At 67.8% G+C, this 18,191-nt stretch carries 21 protein-coding genes and 1 tRNA gene; 11 read left to right on the top strand and 11 right to left on the bottom strand.

Translation table 11 applies throughout. From position 1 onward, the window contains the following. The first annotated feature begins 113 nt into the window (after positions 1-113). Entirely contained in the window at positions 114-338 is a 225-nt protein-coding gene (locus IAI53_RS14615) for a YjiS-like domain-containing protein (protein WP_187718901.1), read from the top strand. 12 nt (positions 339-350) lie between these two features. Here the strand turns inward: IAI53_RS14615 and sppA are convergent, their stop codons facing one another. From sppA to thiS, 4 genes are all read right to left on the bottom strand, one after another. After that, positions 351-2,207, bottom strand: coding sequence for a signal peptide peptidase SppA (sppA, locus tag IAI53_RS14610; protein ID WP_187718900.1), 1,857 nt, complete (start codon positions 2,205-2,207; stop codon positions 351-353). Between the two features lie 95 nt (positions 2,208-2,302). Continuing rightward, the gene (gene trmB / locus IAI53_RS14605; protein WP_187718899.1) at positions 2,303-3,025 is read right to left on the bottom strand and encodes a tRNA (guanosine(46)-N7)-methyltransferase TrmB; all 723 of its coding nucleotides are present in this window, start codon (positions 3,023-3,025) and stop codon (positions 2,303-2,305) included. Positions 3,026-3,027: 2 nt separating this feature from the next. After that, positions 3,028-3,813, bottom strand: a complete 786-nt coding sequence (locus tag IAI53_RS14600; protein ID WP_187718898.1) for a thiazole synthase — start codon at positions 3,811-3,813, stop codon at positions 3,028-3,030. 57 nt (positions 3,814-3,870) lie between these two features. Next, positions 3,871-4,074 (bottom strand): sulfur carrier protein ThiS, encoded by a 204-nt coding sequence (gene thiS, locus IAI53_RS14595; RefSeq protein WP_187718897.1) that lies wholly within the window; start codon positions 4,072-4,074, stop codon positions 3,871-3,873. Positions 4,075-4,204: 130 nt separating this feature from the next. Between thiS and IAI53_RS14590 the strand changes: the two genes are divergently transcribed. Next, positions 4,205-4,279: transfer RNA gene (locus tag IAI53_RS14590), tRNA-Gly, on the top strand. A gap of 47 nt (positions 4,280-4,326) precedes the next feature. Here IAI53_RS14590 and IAI53_RS14585 read toward each other — a convergent pair. Beyond that, positions 4,327-5,559, bottom strand: a complete 1,233-nt coding sequence (locus IAI53_RS14585) for a YbfB/YjiJ family MFS transporter (RefSeq protein WP_222948313.1) — start codon at positions 5,557-5,559, stop codon at positions 4,327-4,329. 155 nt (positions 5,560-5,714) lie between these two features. Between IAI53_RS14585 and gcvA the strand changes: the two genes are divergently transcribed. Beyond that, the gene (gcvA, locus tag IAI53_RS14580) at positions 5,715-6,623 is read left to right on the top strand and encodes a transcriptional regulator GcvA (protein WP_187718896.1); all 909 of its coding nucleotides are present in this window, start codon (positions 5,715-5,717) and stop codon (positions 6,621-6,623) included. 40 nt (positions 6,624-6,663) lie between these two features. On the opposite strand, the gene IAI53_RS14575 is transcribed toward gcvA, so the two are convergent. Beyond that, positions 6,664-6,873 carry a dodecin gene (locus IAI53_RS14575; RefSeq protein WP_187718895.1) on the bottom strand — a complete coding sequence of 70 codons (210 nt, stop codon included), beginning with the start codon at positions 6,871-6,873 and terminating at the stop codon, positions 6,664-6,666. A gap of 170 nt (positions 6,874-7,043) precedes the next feature. Between IAI53_RS14575 and IAI53_RS14570 the strand changes: the two genes are divergently transcribed. The 4 genes from IAI53_RS14570 (at position 7,044) to IAI53_RS14555 (ending at position 10,383) form a co-directional block, all read left to right on the top strand. After that, positions 7,044-7,340 (top strand): hypothetical protein, encoded by a 297-nt coding sequence (locus IAI53_RS14570; RefSeq protein WP_187718894.1) that lies wholly within the window; start codon positions 7,044-7,046, stop codon positions 7,338-7,340. 66 nt (positions 7,341-7,406) lie between these two features. After that, positions 7,407-8,228, top strand: a complete 822-nt coding sequence (locus IAI53_RS14565; RefSeq protein WP_187718893.1) for a class II glutamine amidotransferase — start codon at positions 7,407-7,409, stop codon at positions 8,226-8,228. Positions 8,229-8,300: 72 nt separating this feature from the next. Continuing rightward, positions 8,301-8,723, top strand: coding sequence for an HIT family protein (locus tag IAI53_RS14560; RefSeq protein WP_187718892.1), 423 nt, complete (start codon positions 8,301-8,303; stop codon positions 8,721-8,723). Between the two features lie 55 nt (positions 8,724-8,778). After that, a complete protein-coding gene (locus tag IAI53_RS14555; protein WP_187718891.1) occupies positions 8,779-10,383 on the top strand; it encodes a cyclic-di-GMP receptor FimW-related protein in 1,605 nt (534 codons plus the stop codon). 12 nt (positions 10,384-10,395) lie between these two features. On the opposite strand, the gene phoR is transcribed toward IAI53_RS14555, so the two are convergent. Next, positions 10,396-11,712, bottom strand: coding sequence for a phosphate regulon sensor histidine kinase PhoR (gene phoR, locus IAI53_RS14550; protein ID WP_187718890.1), 1,317 nt, complete (start codon positions 11,710-11,712; stop codon positions 10,396-10,398). 27 nt (positions 11,713-11,739) lie between these two features. Then, entirely contained in the window at positions 11,740-12,450 is a 711-nt protein-coding gene (gene phoB, locus IAI53_RS14545) for a phosphate regulon transcriptional regulator PhoB (protein ID WP_187718889.1), read from the bottom strand. 162 nt (positions 12,451-12,612) lie between these two features. On the opposite strand from phoB, the gene IAI53_RS14540 reads away from it, so the two are divergent. From IAI53_RS14540 to IAI53_RS14525, 4 genes are read left to right on the top strand one after another with little or no spacing between them, the layout of a single operon-like run. After that, positions 12,613-13,035 (top strand): gamma-butyrobetaine hydroxylase family protein, encoded by a 423-nt coding sequence (locus IAI53_RS14540; RefSeq protein WP_187718888.1) that lies wholly within the window; start codon positions 12,613-12,615, stop codon positions 13,033-13,035. Positions 13,036-13,080: 45 nt separating this feature from the next. Next, entirely contained in the window at positions 13,081-13,818 is a 738-nt protein-coding gene (ubiE, locus tag IAI53_RS14535; protein WP_187718887.1) for a bifunctional demethylmenaquinone methyltransferase/2-methoxy-6-polyprenyl-1,4-benzoquinol methylase UbiE, read from the top strand. A gap of 19 nt (positions 13,819-13,837) precedes the next feature. Beyond that, positions 13,838-14,680, top strand: coding sequence for a Tim44 domain-containing protein (locus IAI53_RS14530; protein ID WP_187718886.1), 843 nt, complete (start codon positions 13,838-13,840; stop codon positions 14,678-14,680). Between the two features lie 33 nt (positions 14,681-14,713). Continuing rightward, positions 14,714-15,328, top strand: a complete 615-nt coding sequence (locus IAI53_RS14525) for a ubiquinone biosynthesis accessory factor UbiJ (RefSeq protein WP_349771932.1) — start codon at positions 14,714-14,716, stop codon at positions 15,326-15,328. 78 nt (positions 15,329-15,406) lie between these two features. On the opposite strand, the gene IAI53_RS14520 is transcribed toward IAI53_RS14525, so the two are convergent. Genes IAI53_RS14520 through atpG form a run of 3 tightly spaced genes read right to left on the bottom strand, consistent with a single transcriptional unit; the run spans position 15,407 to position 18,182 of the window. After that, entirely contained in the window at positions 15,407-15,832 is a 426-nt protein-coding gene (locus tag IAI53_RS14520; RefSeq protein WP_187718885.1) for a F0F1 ATP synthase subunit epsilon, read from the bottom strand. A 53-nt stretch (positions 15,833-15,885) separates the two neighbouring features. Continuing rightward, entirely contained in the window at positions 15,886-17,286 is a 1,401-nt protein-coding gene (gene atpD, locus IAI53_RS14515; protein ID WP_187718884.1) for a F0F1 ATP synthase subunit beta, read from the bottom strand. Positions 17,287-17,312: 26 nt separating this feature from the next. Then, entirely contained in the window at positions 17,313-18,182 is an 870-nt protein-coding gene (atpG, locus tag IAI53_RS14510; protein ID WP_187718883.1) for a F0F1 ATP synthase subunit gamma, read from the bottom strand. Positions 18,183-18,191 lie beyond the last annotated feature (9 nt).

The following is an 18,191-nucleotide window of genomic DNA, read 5'->3' as shown; positions in this document are numbered from 1 at the left end:
CCTGCCCGCGCCATCACCTTTTCCGAAGACCCGCTTCCGGATAAACGATTGGATATGCCGGCGCGATGCGACCAAGCTTGAGCCAGATCCACCAAGACTGCGGGAGCATCCTCATGAACAGCCTGGTCCACATCGCCGGTCGCGCGCTTGTCCGGCCCGATCCACTCGCAGGTCTGCGCCGCCTTGCCCGCGGCGTGCCGAGCACGCTTGCGCTATGGGCGGCCCGCGCCCGTCAGCGCCGCGAACTGCTCGAGCTGGACGACCGACTGCTGCGCGACATCGACGTCAGCCGTGCCGATGCAGAGCGCGAGGCGCGCAAGCCCTTCTGGCGCGCCTGAGCGGCCGACGCATCACGGCGCCTCGCACAGGCAGTGCGCGTACAAGTGGTCGCGGTCGTTCCAGCGCAGCAGGTCCGCAGCGGCGCCTTCCAGCTTGCCGAGCAACTGGGCCAGGAGTGAAGAGCCGACGGTCGGCGCAGGATCGAGGCCCGCGGTCTCGAACAGGCTGCGCAGCAGGCGGCGCGCCGGCGACAGCTGCGCGGCCGGCCAGCTCAGCTCGAAGCGCTCGATGCCGGCCCGCCCGGCTGCGGCCTGCACCGCGGCGTCCAGGCCGCCCAGCTGGTCCACCAGGCCGAGCTCGGCGGCCGTCGTACCGGTCCACACCCGCCCGCGCGCAACGGTGTTCACCTCGTCCACGCTCATCCCGCGCGCATCCGCAACGGTCTGCAGGAAGCGCCGGTAGCCGTGCTCGATGCCCAGCTGCAGGGCTTGCGCAGCCGCCGGCTCCATCGGCCGCCGGGGATCGAAGGCGCCTGCCAGCGGCCCGGTGCCCACGCCATCGACGGTGACGCCGAGACGCTCCAGCGGCTCGGTGAACTCGGGGAAGAGCGCGAAGATGCCGATCGAGCCGGTCAGGCTCACCGGGCTGGCCCAGATCTCGTCGGCCCCGGCGGCAATCCAGTAGCCGCCGGACGCCGCCACCGAACTCATCGAGGCCACCACCGGCTTGCCCGCCTGGCGGGTGAGTTCGAGTTCGCGCCGGATCAGCTCCGACGCCCACGCGCTGCCCCCGGGCGAATCGATACGCAGCACCACCGCCTTCACGCTGTCGTCCTCGCGCGCTTCGCGGATCAGCCGGGCCAGGGTGTCGCCACCGACCGCACCGGGGGGCTGCTCGCCATCGACGATGGCGCCCTGCGCCACCAGCACTGCGATCCGCTCGCCCTCGCCAGGGCGCTCGGCACGCACCGCCGCCAGATAGGCGGCCGCGCCGATCTGGCGGAAGCCGCCGTTGCCGGCATCGAGGAGATTTCCAGCCAGTGCGTCGGCTTCGCCCACGCGCTCGATCAGCAGCTTGCGCCATTCGTCGCGGGTGCTGAGCCGGTCGACCAGCCCGGCGTCCAGGGCGGCGCGGGCCGCATCGCCGCCGGCGGCCGCCAGCGCCGCCGGATAGTCGGCGATGTAGCGCTCCAGCGCGGCCGCATCCAGTTTGCGCGCAGTGGCGATGTCGGCCCGCACCACGTCCCACAGGCCGTCGAGCAGGTCGCGGGTGGCCTCGCGGTCCTCATCCGACATGTCGCGACGGGTGAAGGGCTCGCTGAACGACTTGTATTCGCCGACCCGGAACACATGCACCTTGATCCCGAGACGTTCGAGCGCATCGCCGAAATAGGTGACGTAGCGCGCCAGCCCGCGCAGCAGCAGGAAGCCGTCGGGCGCCAGATGGATCTCGTCCGCCACCGAGCCCAGATAGTACTGGGCCTGGGTGAAACGCTCGCCGCGCACCAGCACCGGCTTGCCGGCGGCGCGGAAGTCCTGCAGGGCCTGGCGCAGTTCGGCGAGCTTGGACAGGCCGCCACCCTGCAGCTCGTCGGTCTCCAGCACCAGCATGCTGATGCGCGCGTCGTCCCGGGCGGCGGCGATCGCTTCGAGCAGGTCGGCCATCACGATCTGCCCCTCGGACGCGCGACTGCCGCGCAGCACGCTCAGCGGATCGTCGAAGGACGACTGCTCGACCAGGGCGCCACGCGGCTTGAGCAGCAGCGCCGCGCCTTCGGGCACCTGCGGCCCGGGGTGCAGGAAGATGGCGAGCACCACGCCCAGCAACAGCAGGAAGACGAGGTTTACCAGCGTGCGGCGTACCGCATCCAGCCACCGCCAGGCTGCGCCCAGCACCCGGCCGATGAAGCCGAAGAATTTTCCGATCATGTGAGGCGCTCCCTGCGTATCCGCGGCGTGACGCGCACGCCCGCCGCTATGACGCGGAGCTTACCGGAAGGTTCGGCGGGACGGGCAGGAAGCGCTCAGGCGCGGCGACGGAAGACCAGGTCCCAGACGCCGTGGCCGAGGCGCAGGCCGCGATTCTCGAACTTGGTCAGCGGGCGGTAGTCCGGCCGCGGCGCAAAACCGTCGGCGCTGTTGACCAGCGCCGGTTCGCCTGCGAGCACCTCCAGCATCCAATGCGCGTAGTCCTCCCAGTCGGTCGCGCAGTGCAGGTAGCCGCCGGGTGCGAGCTTGGAGGCGATCAGCGCAACGAAATCGGGCTGGATGATGCGCCGCTTGTGATGGCGCTTCTTGCGCCAGGGGTCGGGGAAGAACACGTGAACGCCCGCCAGCGTGCCGTCCGGGATCATGTCGCGCAGCACCTCGACCGCGTCGTGCTGCATGATGCGCACATTGCCCAGGCCCTGCTCCTCCACCAGCTTGCACAGCGCGCCCACGCCGGGAGTGTGCACCTCGATGCCGAGGTAGTCGTTCTCCGGGTGCGCGGCGGCAATGCGCGCAGTGGTCTCGCCCATGCCGAAGCCGATCTCGACGATCTTCGGCGCGCTGCGCCCGAAGGCTGCGTCCAGGTCCAGCGGCGCCTCGCGGTAGGCCAGGCCGATGCGCGGCAGCACGGTGTCGAGGTAGCGCTGCTGGGCCTCGGACATGCGCCCCTGGCGCAGCACGAAGCTGCGAATGGAGCGGCGCGAGAAGCGGTGCTCCTCGCCCTCGGGAAAACCGCGGTCGTGAATGCCTTCGCTCATGCTCAGGACCCGATCAGGCCGCTGGTGGGCGAGCTGGGATCGGCCGTGTACAGCTTGCGCGGCATGCGCCCGGCCAGGAAGGCCTCGCGCCCGGCCTCGACCGCCTTCTTCATCGCCCCGGCCATCATCACCGGCTGGCGGGCGGCGGCAATGGCGGTGTTCATCAGCACGCCGTCGCAACCCAGCTCCATGGCGATGGCCGCGTCCGAGGCGGTGCCCACCCCGGCATCGACGATCACCGGCACCTTGGCGTTATCGATGATCAGGCGCAGATTCCAAGGATTGAGGATGCCCATGCCGGAGCCGATCAGCGAGGCCAGCGGCATCACCGCGACGCAGCCGATGTCTTCCAGCATCTTCGCCTGGATGGGGTCGTCCGAGCAGTACACCATGACGTCGAAGCCATCCTTGACCAGGGTCTCTGCCGCCTTCAGGGTCTCGGGCATGTTGGGGAACAGCGTCGTCGGGTCGCCCAGCACCTCCAGCTTAACCAGCGCATGGCCGTCGAGCAGCTCGCGCGCCAGGCGCAGGGTGCGCACCGCGTCGTCGGCGCTGTAGCAGCCTGCGGTGTTGGGCAGGATGGTGAAGCGCTCGGGCGGCAGCACGTCGAGCAGGTTGGGCTCGTCCGGGTTCTGCCCGATGTTGGTGCGGCGGATGGCCACGGTGACGATCCCGGCCCCGCTGGCGTCGATCGCCGCGCGGGTTTCGGCGAAGTCACGGTACTTGCCGGTACCCACCAGCAGGCGGGAAGCGTAGGACTTGCCCGCAATGACCAAGGCGTCGTTCATGATGGACCTGTATGTGAAGGAGTTGCGGAGAATGCCGGAATGCGCCGCCGGTGACGCTCAGCCGCCGCCGACCGCGACGACGATCTCGAGCCGGTCGCCGTCGGCGAGCACGGTCTCGGCGTGACGACCGCGCGGCACGATCTCGCCGTTGCGCTCGACCGCCAGGCGCTTGCCGGCCAGGCCCCGGCGCTGCAGCAGATCGGACACGGTGAGGCCGTCATCCAGGGATTCGGCCTGGCCATTGATGAGAAGCTGGATCATGGAGGTCGGCTTGCGCAGTAGGCCAGCACGGCTGGCAGGGGCGTGGAATCTTATCACGCCGCCGATTGCGCGCCCCAGCCCCGCTCCATTAGAATGCCAGCCTCTTCCGGTGGCCTCCGCCACCGCTACAGCGGGCGTCGTATAACGGCTATTACCTCAGCTTCCCAAGCTGATGACGAGGGTTCGACTCCCTTCGCCCGCTCCACATAGATCTCCTGCCCCGCATCGATGCGCCAAAGACCAAGCGCGAGGTTACGCTGCGCTGCCCCTTCCGGGCTCGGACTGCAATGTGGCGGCGGCGGCCGACAGCGCCAGGATACCGACGGACAGCCATAGCCCCGCGCGGATTCCTTCAGCACCATCCGAAAGCACGCCGCTCAGCACCGGCCCGACACACTGCCCGATGCCGAATGCCACCGTCAGCGTCCCGATTGCCGCGGTCCACGCGTGCGGCGGCATCGTCCGGCGCGCGAAAGAGCCGACCGCCGCGATCACCGCAAGGAACGACCCACCAAACAGCGCGGCGGAAAGATAGGCCCCGCCTGGCGTGGTCCACACGAGCGGCAGCACCGCACCGACGATGACGGTGCCGACCGTGGCGGCTGTTCCCCAGCCGCCTTTCAGGCGCCCCAACAGCGGGCCCCAGGCGAACGCGGCGACGACGGACGCCAACCCGAGCACGGACCAGAACACGGCGACCGCGCCACCGCCAAAGCCCAGCTCGCCTTGCAGGTAAGCAACGATGAATGTCGCGTAGGCGATATACCCGGCGCCGAACAGGCCATAGGAGAACAGCGTCCACGCCATCGTCGCCGGCGACCAGCGCCCTGGCACGGCGGAGGCCGCCCGCGCAGGTTCCGGTGCTCGGCGCAGGGCAAGCCATGCGTACGCACTGGCGACAATCGACAGCCCGCCCAACGCCAGCCAGCCGGCACGCCAGCCCAATTCGGGCAGCAGCGGCGGCACGGCGAGCGCGGACGCCGCCACGCCCAGGCCGGCGCCGGCGAAATAGAGGCCGAGCACGGTCGGCGCGCGACTGCTGCTGCCACCCGCGGCGGCCGCGGTCGCCAGCCCGGCGCCCGCCACGAAGGCCAGCGCCCCGGCCAGCCCCGCGATCGTCCGCAGCACCAGCAGCAGCGCAAACGCCGACATCAGCCCGGAGGCGGCGATACTCAGCGTGGTGACCAAGAGTCCGCCGGCCAAGACGACACGGTCACCAAGCCTGCGGCCCAGCGGCGCGGCCACCAGTGCGCCGGCCAGATAGCCGGCCGCGTTGGCGGCGTTCATGGCGCCGGCCTCCGCGAAGGACCACCCGAGTTCCTCGCGCATGGGCGGGAGCAGCAGGGCATAGGCAAAGCGCGCCAGACCGAGCGCTACCGCGGGTGCCATCGCGAGCCCCACCACCACCCACCATGGGGTCGGCTGACCGCCCAAATCCCGCGCGCGTGGCAGTCCGCCTGCAGGCAAGATTTCGCTGTTAATCAAGATAACCTCCTGGAACAAATGCGGCTTGCCGGCAGGGACGTTCGGCTCTAGCCTTCAATCGTGAAAACTGCGTTCCTGAGTGAAATTCTCGACTGCCGTGCGGTGCCTTACAAACGAATTCGATTGGCGATTCATGTGAGTGAAATTAACAACCGATGATTCCTTACCTGCCTCCGCTCCAGGCCTTGCGCGCCTTCGAGGCCGCGGCCCGGCATCTGAGCTTCAGTCGCGCGGCCGATGAGTTGTCCCTGACCCACGGCGCCATCAGCCACCACATCGCGAGGATCGAGAGCGACCTCGGCGGCAGCCGGCTCTTCGTCCGCGTGGGACAGCGCATGCTGCTGACCGAGACGGGGCAAGTGCTGCTGGCGGATCTGCGGGAAGGCTTGCAGCGTCTGGCAGACGCCTTCGAGCGCGCTCGCACCCACCGCAGTCCTGCCGGTCAGCAACCCAGGCGGACGCTGCACGTGGGAGTGTTGCCCAGCCTGGCCGCACGCTGGCTGGTGCCCCGGCTGTCGCGCTGCCAGGCGGCCTGCCCGGAGGTGGACATCGCCCTTCGACCGTCCGCCGCGCTGGCAGCGCTCGACGGCCACGACGGCATCGACCTGGCGATCCGCTACGGCCCCGGTCGCTGGCCGGGCCTGCGCGCCGAAAAGTTGATGGACAGTCATGTGTTCCCGGTATGCAGCCCGGCCCTCCTCGGCCGCACGGTGCTCGAGGCTCCTGCCGACCTCCTGAAGGTCACGCTGCTGCGCAACCCGAGGCAGCCGTGGGCGCCGTGGTTCAGGGCCGCCGGCCTCGAATTGCCCGAACCGACCGAGGGTCCGCTGTACGATGACGCGGGCCTGCTGTTGCAAGCTGCGGCGACAGGCCAGGGCGTCGCCCTAGCGCGGTCTGCGCTGGCCATGGATGACCTCGCCGCAGGCACCCTGGTCAGGGTCTGCAATACCGCGCTGGTGGACGACTACCGCTGGTGGCTGGTGTGGCGCGAACCATTGCGTTGCGAGCGCGCCGACTTCGACGCCTTCCGGGGCTGGCTCAAGGCCGAGGCGGGGCGTCCCTGAATCGCCCTGCTGCACGCTCCGCCCCCCGCGCCCGCATCGGTCACGATTCGATCCTGAAGCCCACCTTGAGCGTCACCTGAAAGTGGGCCACCTTGCCGTCCACCACGTGGCCGCGGGTGTCGACGACCTCGAACCAGTCGATGTGGCGGACCGATGCCGCTGCGGTGTCGATGGCGTTGCGGATGGCGTCATCCACGCCGGTCGATGACGACCCGACGAGTTCGACGAGCTTGTATACGTGATCGCCCATGTGCGTCTCCTCCTGCTCGACAGTCCCGCCGCGACCGGCCGCCGGCGGCAGCCGGGTCCGCGAGCGGTGTCGCTGTGAGTCGCGCACGGCGCGGGCGGTTCCGCGGCGGCGCGGCACTCCCGCGCGGCGCGGCGGTCGAACCGCCAAGCCCCAGCCCGGAGGAGACCGCCATGACCCCGCAATCCATCGAGAGACTGATGGCCGACATCGAAGCCGAAGACCCCCTGGACGTCGGCGCCCTGTCGCTGGACGGCGAGGCCGCGCGCCATCTGATGGCCTGCCACTTCTGCGAGCTCGACCGCCAGTTGAGCGAGCATGGCCTGGACGCCACTGCACGCCTGGACGTGATGGCGGCCATCGCCGCGCACACCATGGCGGAGAACCTCGTGCTCCACGTCCAGCGCCTGCGCGCGGCAGACAGCAACGAGGCGTTCCGCGCATGGATGCGGCGATACGGCATGCAGTGACAGGCCGCATGCAGTCGTAGAATCGGGCCATGCGCCCGTTCGGGCGCCCCGCTGCGAGGATCACCCATGTGCCAGCTTCTCGGCATGAACTGCAACGTGCCGACCGACATCTGCTTCTCGTTCACCGGCTTTCGCGCGCGTGGCGGACTGACCGACCACCACCGCGACGGCTGGGGCATCGCCTTCTTCGAAGGGCGCGCGGCGCGCGTCTTCCTCGACCCGCAGCCGAGCAGCCATTCGCCGGTGGCCGAGCTCGTGCACCAGTACCCCATCCGCTCGCTCAACGTCATCGCCCACATCCGCAAGGCCACCCAGGGCGAGATCGGCCTGGAGAACACCCACCCCTTCCAGCGCGAGCTGTGGGGGCAGTGCTGGATCTTTGCCCACAACGGCAACCTGAAGGGCTTCGCCCCGGTACTCAGCGGCCGCTTCCGGCCGATCGGCGGCACCGACTCGGAACTGGCTTTCTGCCACCTGCTCGACACGCTGGCCCAGCGCCATCCCGACGGTCCGCCCGAGCCCGCCATGTTGTTCGCCACCCTGCGCGAGCTGGCGTCCGCCGTCGGTGTCCATGGCGAGTTCAACTTCCTGCTCTCCAACGGCGACCGCCTGTTCGCCCACTGCTCGACCCGGTTGACCTACATCGTGCGCCAGGCCCCGTTCGCCGCCGCACACCTGAGCGACCGCGACGTCACCGTGGATTTCCGCGAGCTGACCACCCCGGCAGACCGGGTCGCAGTGATCGCCACCACCCCGCTGACCGACAACGAACACTGGGAGAGCATCCCCCCCGGCACCCTGATGAGCTTTCATCTCGGCACCCCTGAAGCACTCGGCGAGGCCCGCACCGTGGCCGCCACCGCTGAAAACATCACGACCCGAACCTGATAGCCCTTCGCCTGCATAGTCGAAGGGGGTAAAGTCGACACTCCGGAATCCCGCCCTCGGGAGAGATAGACCATGACTTGCCCGCTATGCGCTCGCACGGACGAAGCACTGGTGTGGGAAGACCCGCTGTGCCGCGTCATCGCGGTCGCGGACGACGACTATCCCGGCTTCTGCCGCGTCGTGTGGCACCAGCACGTGGCGGAGATGAGCGATCTCGCCCCGCCCCAGCAGCGGCATCTGCTCAACGTGGTGATGGCCACCGAGATTGCCCTGCGCGAGGCGATGCAACCGGACAAGATCAACCTGGCCAGTTTCGGCAACATGGTGCCGCATCTGCACTGGCACGTGATTCCGCGCTTTGCCGACGACCGCCACTTCCCCCAGCCGGTCTGGGGCGCGGCGCAGCGTGCGCCCGGCCCGACCCGGCACGCGCCCGACCGGCGCGCCCTCGCCGCGGCGATCCGCGATTCGCTGGCGGAACTGACCGCAGGCTGAACGCACACAGACAGAGACCATCACTCACACGGACCGGCCCGAGCACGGAGAACCCATGGACTACCGCAATCCAGCAGAATGCCTGGCCGAGCTGTCCAGACTGCATCCACTAGACGTGGACGGGACCCGCACGACGCTCGACCGCATGATCGCCAGCCTGCTCGACGCGATGCCGGCAGCCAACCAGCATCTGGAGGTCCTGGAGGCCGCGCGCGAGCAGATCGCCCTGGTGCAGGCCGAGTACGCACGCCGCTATGCCGCCCACCCGCTGCCGCCCGACAGCGAGGAGAACAACACCCTGCTCGGCGTCGTCGGCCTGTGGCAGAACATGGCGCGCTCCTATGCGCAGATCACCCGCCAGGACGCACCGCACGGCACGCTCGCGGAACAACTGCCGCTGCTCATCCAGCGCCGCCTGCAATACACCGGCCTGGCCCTGCTCGAATACCTGCGCGCTCACCGCGCGGTGCCGCGCGGTTTGTGGGTCGATCTCCACGAATGCGTGGTGCTCGCCGAGCAGAGCGGCAAGCTGAGGATACGCGTCAGCGACCCGCTCAACGAGGTGTGGCGCGCGCAGAGCCCGCTGGAAGCCTACATCACCGTGTTGCTCGTCGATCTGGCCAACCCCTTCGGCCGCACCGAGCGCGAGTTCAACCTGATCTGCAAGTGGGCGCAGCGCTTCGCGCCCTACTGCAACATCGACGCCGACATCGACCGCTCCCGCCATGCGGCCTATGCGCTTGATCTCACCCTGGACCATGCGCTGCGTCCGCTCGGCCTGCTGACCCCTTCGGCCAGCCTGCGTTGCTTCGACAGCAGCCGTCTTGCCGGGCAGATCCAGGCGACCTTCGGGCAACTGAAGCAGGGCGTGAGCCCCGCTTCGCTCGGCCTCGGCGGCGACTGCCCGGCATCGACCGCGGCGCGCCTGCTGGTGTCGCTCTACCGCCCCTGGGGCCTGGCCTCGGCCGGACGCCGCTTCCCACGGCGTGGCGCCAAGGGCACGGCGTCGTTGTGCGGCGACTGGCTGGCCATCGGCTACCACGTTGCCGGGCAGGTGTTCGAGCAGCCCAAGGCGCTGGACGGTATCAAGAGCCTGCGTAGCGACATCAGCCTGATGACCTTCGGCGAACGCGCCCCCGAGGTCACTCACCCGCGCACCGCCGCCGACCGCGAACGGCGCGCCGAAGAGCTCGGCTTTGCCTGCGTGCGCTGGCAGGTGGCCGACCAGTCGGTCACCGGCTTCCGGCTGGTGCAGATGCATGAGCATGAGCGGCTCGAACACCATCAGCTGATCGGCATCCGTCCGCCGGACAGCGAGCACTTCCTGCTCGCCCGGATCAGCTGGCTGATGTACCGCAACGACGGCGTGATGGAGGCTGGCGTGCAGGTGCTGCCCGGCCTGCCTCAGGTCATCGCCGCGCGCATCCTGACCCTGCAGGTCGGCAACCGCACCCCTTACAGCCAGGCTTTCCTGATTCCCGGCTCCGCGCCGCTCAAGACCCCGGATTCGCTGGTGCTGCCGCACGGCTGGTTCCAGCCCAACCGCGTGCTCGAGGTGTTCCGCAACGAGACGCTGGTGCAGTATCGCCTGCTCAAGTCCCTGGCCCAGGGCCCGAACTTCGACCAGGTCAGCTTCGAGGTCTCTGCGCCGACTGCCTGAGCGGGGCCCGGTTCAGGTCTGCGCGAGGCGAGCCCTGGGGAAGCGGGCGCTGAACCGGCTGCCCTTGCCGAGGCTGCTGTCGACCTTCAGTTCCGCCTGATGGCGGCTGAGGATGTGCTTGACGATCGCCAGCCCGAGGCCGGTGCCGCCGGTCTCCCGTGAGCGCCCCAGGTCCACGCGGTAGAAGCGCTCGGTCAGTCGCGGCAGATGCTCGGGCGCGATGCCGATGCCGGTGTCCTCCACGGAGAACTCCGCCCCCTCGGCGTCGCGTTTCCACAGCAGACGGACCTTTCCGCCGGCCGGCGTATAGCGCACCGCGTTGCTCGCCAGGTTGGCGAAGGCGCTGTGCAGTTCCTTCTGGCTGCCGAGCAGCACGCCGTCGCCTTCGATCTCCAGCGTCACCTCGTGCCGGCCACCGGAGAGCAGATCGGTCTGCTGATGTACTTCGCGCAACAGGCCGGCGACATCGACACGCTCCTCGGCCGGCGCCGGCGCGCCGGTTTCCAGCGCGGACAGCGTCAGCAGATCCTCGATCAGGCGCTGCATGCGCGTCGACTGGTCGTGGGCAAGCTTGAGAAAACGGGCGATGTCCTCACGGGGAAAATCGTCCCAACCGTCCATCAGGGTCTCGAGGAAACCGCTGACCACGGTGAGCGGCGTGCGCAGTTCGTGCGACACGTTGGCCACGAAGTCGCGGCGCATGGTTTCCAGCTTCTCGATCTGCGTGATGTCGCGCGACACCACCATCTTTTGGTCGTCGCCGAAGGGAATCACCTGCACCAGCAGGGTCAGCCCCTTGCGGCGCGCCGAAACCAGCACCAGAGGTTCGGCGTAGTAACCGGAGGCCAGGTAGCGGCCGAACTCGGGCTGGCGCACCAGGTTGGTGACCGGCACACCGAGATCGGAGGCGTGATCCAGACCGAAGTGCTGCTCGGCCTTGCGGTTCATCCACTCGATCGCTTCGTGCTCGGAGAGATAGAGCACCCCGTCGGGCATCGCCTGGCTGGCATCGCGGAAACGCTCCAGCGCCGCGGACAGCCGTTCGCGCATGTCGTAGGCGAGCTTGGCCCTTCTACCCAGATCGGCAAACAGGAATCCCCACACACCGTGGGCTCGCGGCACCGGGGTACCGATGGGTTCGCGGGTCCATAGCGCGAGCTGCTGCATGCTGCGCAGATGATGCCAGCCGGCCAGCAGCAGGCCTGCGACGACCGCCAGCAAACCTGCCTGCGTACCAGCGACGAGGGCCACCACCAGACCCGCCACGGCCAGCAGCGCAAGCGTGGCGAGCGCGCCCACCCAGATGTAGCGCACCGAACGGATCGTCATGCTCCCGAGCTACCGTAGTGGTGCGGATTATCGCACGGCGTCGGCTTGGTCAGCCTGGGCCGAGAAACGGTAGCCGCTGCCGCGCACCGTCTGGATCAGGCGGTCGTGGGCGGTCGGTTCCAGCGCGCAGCGCAGGCGGCGGATATGCACATCGACCGTGCGTTCCTCGACGAATACGTGGTCGCCCCACACCTGGTCGAGCAACTGCGCGCGCGAATGCACGCGCTCCGGGTGCGTCATCAGGAAATGCAGCAGGCGGAACTCGGTGGGCCCCAGGCTAATCGGCTGGTCGCCGGCGGTGACACGGTGGGTGGCGGGGTCGAGTCGCAGCCCGCCGAGTTCGACCGCGTCCTCGGTGGCCTGGGGTGCGCGGCGGCGAAGCACCGCCTTGATCCGCGCCACCAGCTCGCGCGGGCTGAAAGGCTTGGTGATGTAGTCGTCCGCCCCGGTCTCCAGACCGGCAACCTTGTCCTGCTCCTCGCCGCGAGCGGTGAGCATGATGATGGGAATCTCGCGGGTGCGCTCGTCGGCACGCAGCCGGCGCGCGAACTCGATGCCCGGCATTCCGGGCAGCATCCAGTCGAGCAGCACCAGATCGGGCAACGCATCGCGCACGATGCGCTGCGCGGTTTCCGCATCCGCGGCGCGCACCACATGGTGGCCGGCGCGGGCGAGGTTTGCAGCGATCAGTTCCTGGATCGCCGGTTCATCTTCCACGAGCAGAATGTTGGCTGGCATGGCTGGGCTCCGTTTGACCGCGGCCAGTGTATTGCAGCAGTTTGAATCTTTTATGACACGTCACGGCACTGCAACAGCCACTTGTGCGCCGCCGGCCCACCCGAACCCGGGCGCGGGCCGTGATTCGGGTATTATTGTGGCCCCCGACCGGAGCAGCGCACCATGGCAGGACTCGACCAGAACACTCCGCTCCCCACCGGCATCACCCTCCACCGTGCCAGCAGGGTGCTGGAGATCGCCTTCGACGACGGCAGCAGCTTCCGCCTGCCTTTCGAGTTCCTGCGGGTGTACTCGCCTTCCGCCGAAGTGCGCGGACACGGCGCCGGGCAGGAGGTGCTGCAACGGGGCAAGCGTGACGTAGACATACTCGGCCTCGAGCCGGTGGGCAACTACGCGGTCAAGCCGGTGTTCTCGGACGGTCACGACAGCGGCCTGTACTCCTGGGACTATCTCTACGAGATCGGCCGCAGGCAGGAAGCGCTGTGGGCCGAGTATCTCGCCCGTCTGGAGCGCGAAGGCGGCAGCCGCGATCCGGCCGACGTCCCGCCGCCCGCACCCAAGGGCGGCTGCGGCCACCACCACTGATCTCACCCTGAAGGCCGTCGGCCAGCAGATTTACGGGTTCGGACCATGAACGACAACACCACGCACTTCGGCTTCCAGACCGTGGCCGAGAACGAGAAACGCAAGAAGGTCGCGGAGGTATTTTCCTCGGTGGCCGGCAACTACGACATCATGAACGACCTGATGTCCATGGGCCTGCACCGCGTATGGAAGGCCTTCACCATCCAGGTCTCAGGTGTGCGCGAGGGCGACCGCGTACTGGACGTCGCCGGCGGCACCGCCGATCTCTCGCTGGCCTTCGCCCGGCGGGTCGGCGCCAGCGGCCAGGTCTGGCTCACCGACATCAACCACGCCATGCTCTCGGTAGGCCGCGACCGGGTGCTGGACCGCGGCTACGCGCTGCCGGTGGCCCAGTGCGACGCGGAGAAGCTGCCCTTCCCCGACGACTGGTTCGACTGCGTCACCGTGGCCTTCGGGCTGCGCAACATGACCCACAAGGATCAGGCGCTCGCCGAGATGCGCCGTGTGCTCAAGCCCGGCGGACGTCTGCTGGTGCTCGAATTCTCCAAGGTGTGGAAACCGCTCGAGCCGGCCTACGATCTGTACTCCTTCAGGCTGCTCCCCTGGCTCGGCAACAAGGTGGCGAACGATGCCGACAGCTACCGCTATCTCGCCGAATCGATCCGGATGCATCCCGGTCAGGAAGAATTGAAGGCAATGATGGAACAAGCAGGCCTGGGCAAGGTCGATTACTTCAACCTCACGGCGGGCATCGTCGCCCTGCACCGTGGATACAAGTTCTGAACCACGAGACCAAAGCTCCATGAAACAGCTCCTGCTTTCCCTGATCGTCACCGTATTCGCCTTTGGACTGGCCATCCCCGAAGCCGAAGCCAAGCGCTTCGGCGGCGGCAGCAGCTTCGGCATGCAGCGCCAGGCCACACCGCCCTCCGCCCCGCGCCAGCCGGCAGCGACCCAGTCGCAGCCCTCCGGCGCCGCGGCGGCGGCCAACAAGCCGAGATCCTCGTGGATGGGGCCGATCGCCGGCCTCGCCGCCGGCCTCGGCCTGGCTGCCCTGTTCTCCCATCTGGGTCTTGGCGAGGAGTTCGGTTCGCTGGTCCTGATGCTGTTGCTCGCCGGCGGGGCCTTCCTGCTGTTCCGCATGCTGACCCGCAGCGCCGCAGGTGCCCCCAACCGCATGCAGTACGCCGGCGCCGAGCGGGCCGGCGCCGTTGCCGGCGGGCCGGTGCACTTCGAGGCTCAGCCTTCCGGTTCCAGCGGCGGCTCACGCATCCCCGCGGGCTTCGATGCAGAGGCCTTCGCGCGCGAAGCAAAGGTGCAGTTCATCCGCCTGCAGGCCGCCCATGACGCCGGCGACCTGGAGGACATCCGCGCCTTCACCACCCCTGAGGTCTTCGCCGAGGTCCGCATGCAGCTCGCCGAGCGCGGCAGCGCCGCGCAACGCACCGACGTGGTCGAACTCGACGCCGCCGTGCAGGACGTCGCCGAGGAAGGCGGACAGTACATCGTCAGCGTCCGCTTCAGCGGCCTGCTGCGCGAGGAAGCGGATGCCGCGCCGGCACCGTTCGACGAGATCTGGCACCTGGTCAAGCCGATTTCCGGCGGCCGCGGCTGGCAGATCGCGGGCATCCAGCAACTGGGCTAAACTTCGCCCACACGGCTTCTTTCAAAGGGCGGCGTGGCCGCCCTTTTTTCGTTCATGATCGATAACGCCTTCGTAGCGGTCCTCAACCATCTGCTGGCTCGCGCCCCCTGGGCGCGCGAGCGTCTGCAAGCGCATGCCGGCCTCTGCGCCCGTCTCGACGCGCCGCCAGTCACGGTATTTTTCACGGTCACCTCGGCGGGCGAACTCCAAGCGGCCGAAGGCGAAAAGCCGGACGTGGTGCTCACCGTACCGCTCGCCGTGCTCCCGCAGTTTGCCCTGGGACGTTTCGAGGAAGCCATGCGCAGCGTCCATCTGCAGGGCAACGCAGAATTCGCCGACGCCCTCGGCTTCGTGTTCCGCAACCTGCGCTGGGACGCCGAGGAGGACTTGTCGCGCCTGGTCGGCGACGTCGCCGCGCACCGCCTGAGCGGGACCGTCCGTGCGATCGGCGAGGCACAGCGGCGCATGGTCGAAGGCGCTGCCGGCAACCTCGCCGAGTACTTCACCGAAGAGCGTCCGATGCTCGTGTCCCGGGCGGCGACAAGCGGACTAGAGGATGAGCTGCGGGCCTTGCGCGACGCGGTCGCGCGCACCGAGAAGCGCATCGACCGTCTGGCCTCGCGCCTGCACGGCAAACCACGCGCCTGAAGCGCGCGCTGGCCAAGCCGGGACAAAAAAAGGCAGCCCGAAGGCTGCCTTTTCTCTTTCCGGTCGCGCCGGCCGCGATCAGTGACCGCGCTTGCGCAGCTTCTGGATCGCCGCGAGCTGCGCGATGGCTTCGGCCAGTTCGGCCTGCGCCTTCGCGTAGTCCAGCTGCGAGGTCTGGTTCGCCATCGCCTCTTCGGCCTTCTTCTTGGCGTCGAGCGCCTTGGCTTCGTCGAGGTCGCGACCGCGGATCGCGGTATCGGCCAGCACCGTCACCAGCCCAGGCTGAACCTCGAGGATGCCGCCGGCGACGAACACCAGCTCGTCGTCGGCCTGGTTCGGCACCTTCACCCGCACCGCACCCGGCTTGATCCGGGTCATCAGCGGCATGTGCCCGGGCAGAATGCCCAGCTCACCCGCTTCGCCCGGCAGCGCGACGAACTCGGCCAGCCCGGAGAAGATCTGCTCCTCCGCGCTGACGATGTCGACATGTACCGTCATAGCCATAGTGTTTCCTCATCAATTCCGCGCGACGCCTGAACGCCGCGCGGGCGGGCGGATTACTGGAGCTTCTTCGCCTTCTCGATGGCCTCGTCGATGTTGCCGACCATGTAGAAAGCCTGCTCCGGCAGGTGGTCCAGTTCGCCGCTGACGATCGCCTTGAAGCCGGCAATGGTGTCCTTCAGCGAAACGTACTTGCCCGGCGAGCCGGTGAACACTTCCGCGACGTGGAAGGGCTGCGACAGGAAGCGCTGGATCTTACGCGCACGAGCCACGGCGAGCTTGTCGTCCGGCGACAGTTCGTCCATACCCAGAATTGCGATGATGTCACGCAGTTCCTTGTACTTCTGCAGGGTCTGCTGCACGGCACGCGCGGTGTTGTAGTGCTCCTCACCGACGATCAGCGGATCGAGCTGACGGCTGGTGGAGTCGAGCGGATCGACCGCCGGGTAGATACCCAGGGCGGCGATGTCACGCGACAGCACGACGGTGGAGTCGAGGTGCAGGAAGGTGGTCGCCGGGGACGGGTCGGTCAAGTCATCCGCAGGCACATACACGGCCTGGATGGAGGTGATCGAGCCCACCTTGGTGGAGGTGATGCGCTCCTGCAGACGGCCCATTTCCTCGGCCAGCGTCGGCTGGTAACCCACCGCGGACGGCATACGACCCAGCAGCGCGGACACTTCGGTACCGGCCAGGGTGTAGCGGTAGATGTTATCGACGAAGAACAGGATGTCGCGGCCTTCGTCGCGGAAGCGCTCGGCCATGGTCAGGCCGGTCAGCGCCACGCGCAGACGGTTGCCCGGGGGTTCGTTCATCTGACCGAACACCATCGCGACCTTGTCGAGAACGTTGGAGTCCTTCATCTCGTGGTAGAAGTCGTTGCCCTCACGGGTACGCTCGCCCACGCCAGCAAACACCGACAGGCCCGAGTGCTGCTTGGCGATGTTGTTGATCAGCTCCATCATGTTCACGGTCTTGCCCACGCCGGCGCCGCCGAACAGGCCGACCTTGCCACCCTTGGCGAACGGGCAGATCAGGTCGATAACCTTGATGCCGGTCTCGAGCAGCTCCACCGAGGGAGACAGTTCGTCGAACTTGGGCGCCTTCTGGTGGATGGCGCGCAGTTCGTCGGTCTCGATCGGACCGGCTTCGTCGATCGGGCGACCCAGCACGTCCATGATGCGGCCAAGCGTGCCGTGGCCGACCGGCACCGAAATCGGCTTGCCGGTACCGGACACTTTCATGCCGCGGCGCAGGCCGTCGGAAGAACCCAGCGCGATGGTACGCACCACGCCATCGCCGAGCTGTTGCTGAACCTCGAAGGTCAGACCAGCTTCGGCGAAGGAGTCGGCGCTGTCCTCGAGCTTCAGGGCGTCATACACCTTGGGCATGGCTTCGCGGGGGAACTGGATATCCACCACGGCGCCGATGCACTGAACGATCGTTCCTTGACTCATCGTCGTTTCCTTAAATCAATAATCCGTTACACCGCGGCGGCGCCGCCCACGATTTCCGACAGCTCCTTGGTGATCGCGGCCTGGCGGGTCTTGTTGTAGACCAGCTGCAGCTCACCAATGACGTTCTTGGCGTTGTCGGACGCGGCTTTCATTGCCACCATGCGCGCACTCTGTTCCGAAGCCATGTTCTCAGCCACCGCCTGGTACACCAGCGCCTCGACGTAACGCACCAGCATTTCGTCGATGACCACCTGCGGATCCGGCTCGTAGAGGTAATCCCACGAACCTTCCGGCGTACCGAGCTTGTCGCCGGTCAGCGGCAGCAGTTGCTCCAGCACCGGCTCCTGCTTCATCGTGTTGATGAAGCGAGTGTAGGCGATATAGACCGCATCGACCTCGTCGTTCTGGAAAGCGTCGAGCATGACCTTGACCGGTCCGATCAGCTTTTCCAGGTGCGGGGTGTCGCCCAGGTGCACCACGTGCGAGACGACCTTCGCCCCTACGCGCTGCATGAAGCCGAAACCCTTGTTGCCGATGCAGCAGGCCCGGACTTCGGTGGCGCCATTGGCCTCCCATTCCTTCATGGCGTTGATCGCCACGCGCTGGATATTGGTGTTGAGGCCGCCGCACAGACCCTTGTCGGTGGTGACGAGGATCAGGCCCACCCGCTTGACCTGGTCCTTGCGGACCAGGAAGGGGTGCTTGTAGTCGGTCACATTGGCTTGGGACAGGTTCGCGGCGAGTCGGCGGATCTTTTCGGCATAGGGACGAGCGGACCGCATCCTGTCCTGCGCCTTGCGCATCTTGGATGCGGCCACCATTTCCATGGCCTTGGTGATCTTGCGCGTGTTTTGCACGCTCTTGATCTTGGTACGGATTTCCTTACCGCTAGCCATATTCCGTCT

The organism is Thauera sedimentorum (genome assembly GCF_014489115.1).
Lineage (GTDB): Bacteria > Pseudomonadota > Gammaproteobacteria > Burkholderiales > Rhodocyclaceae > Pseudothauera > Pseudothauera sedimentorum.
The sequence above is the reverse complement of the archived record's forward strand: the minus strand, read 5'-3'. Positions and strand labels throughout refer to the sequence as shown.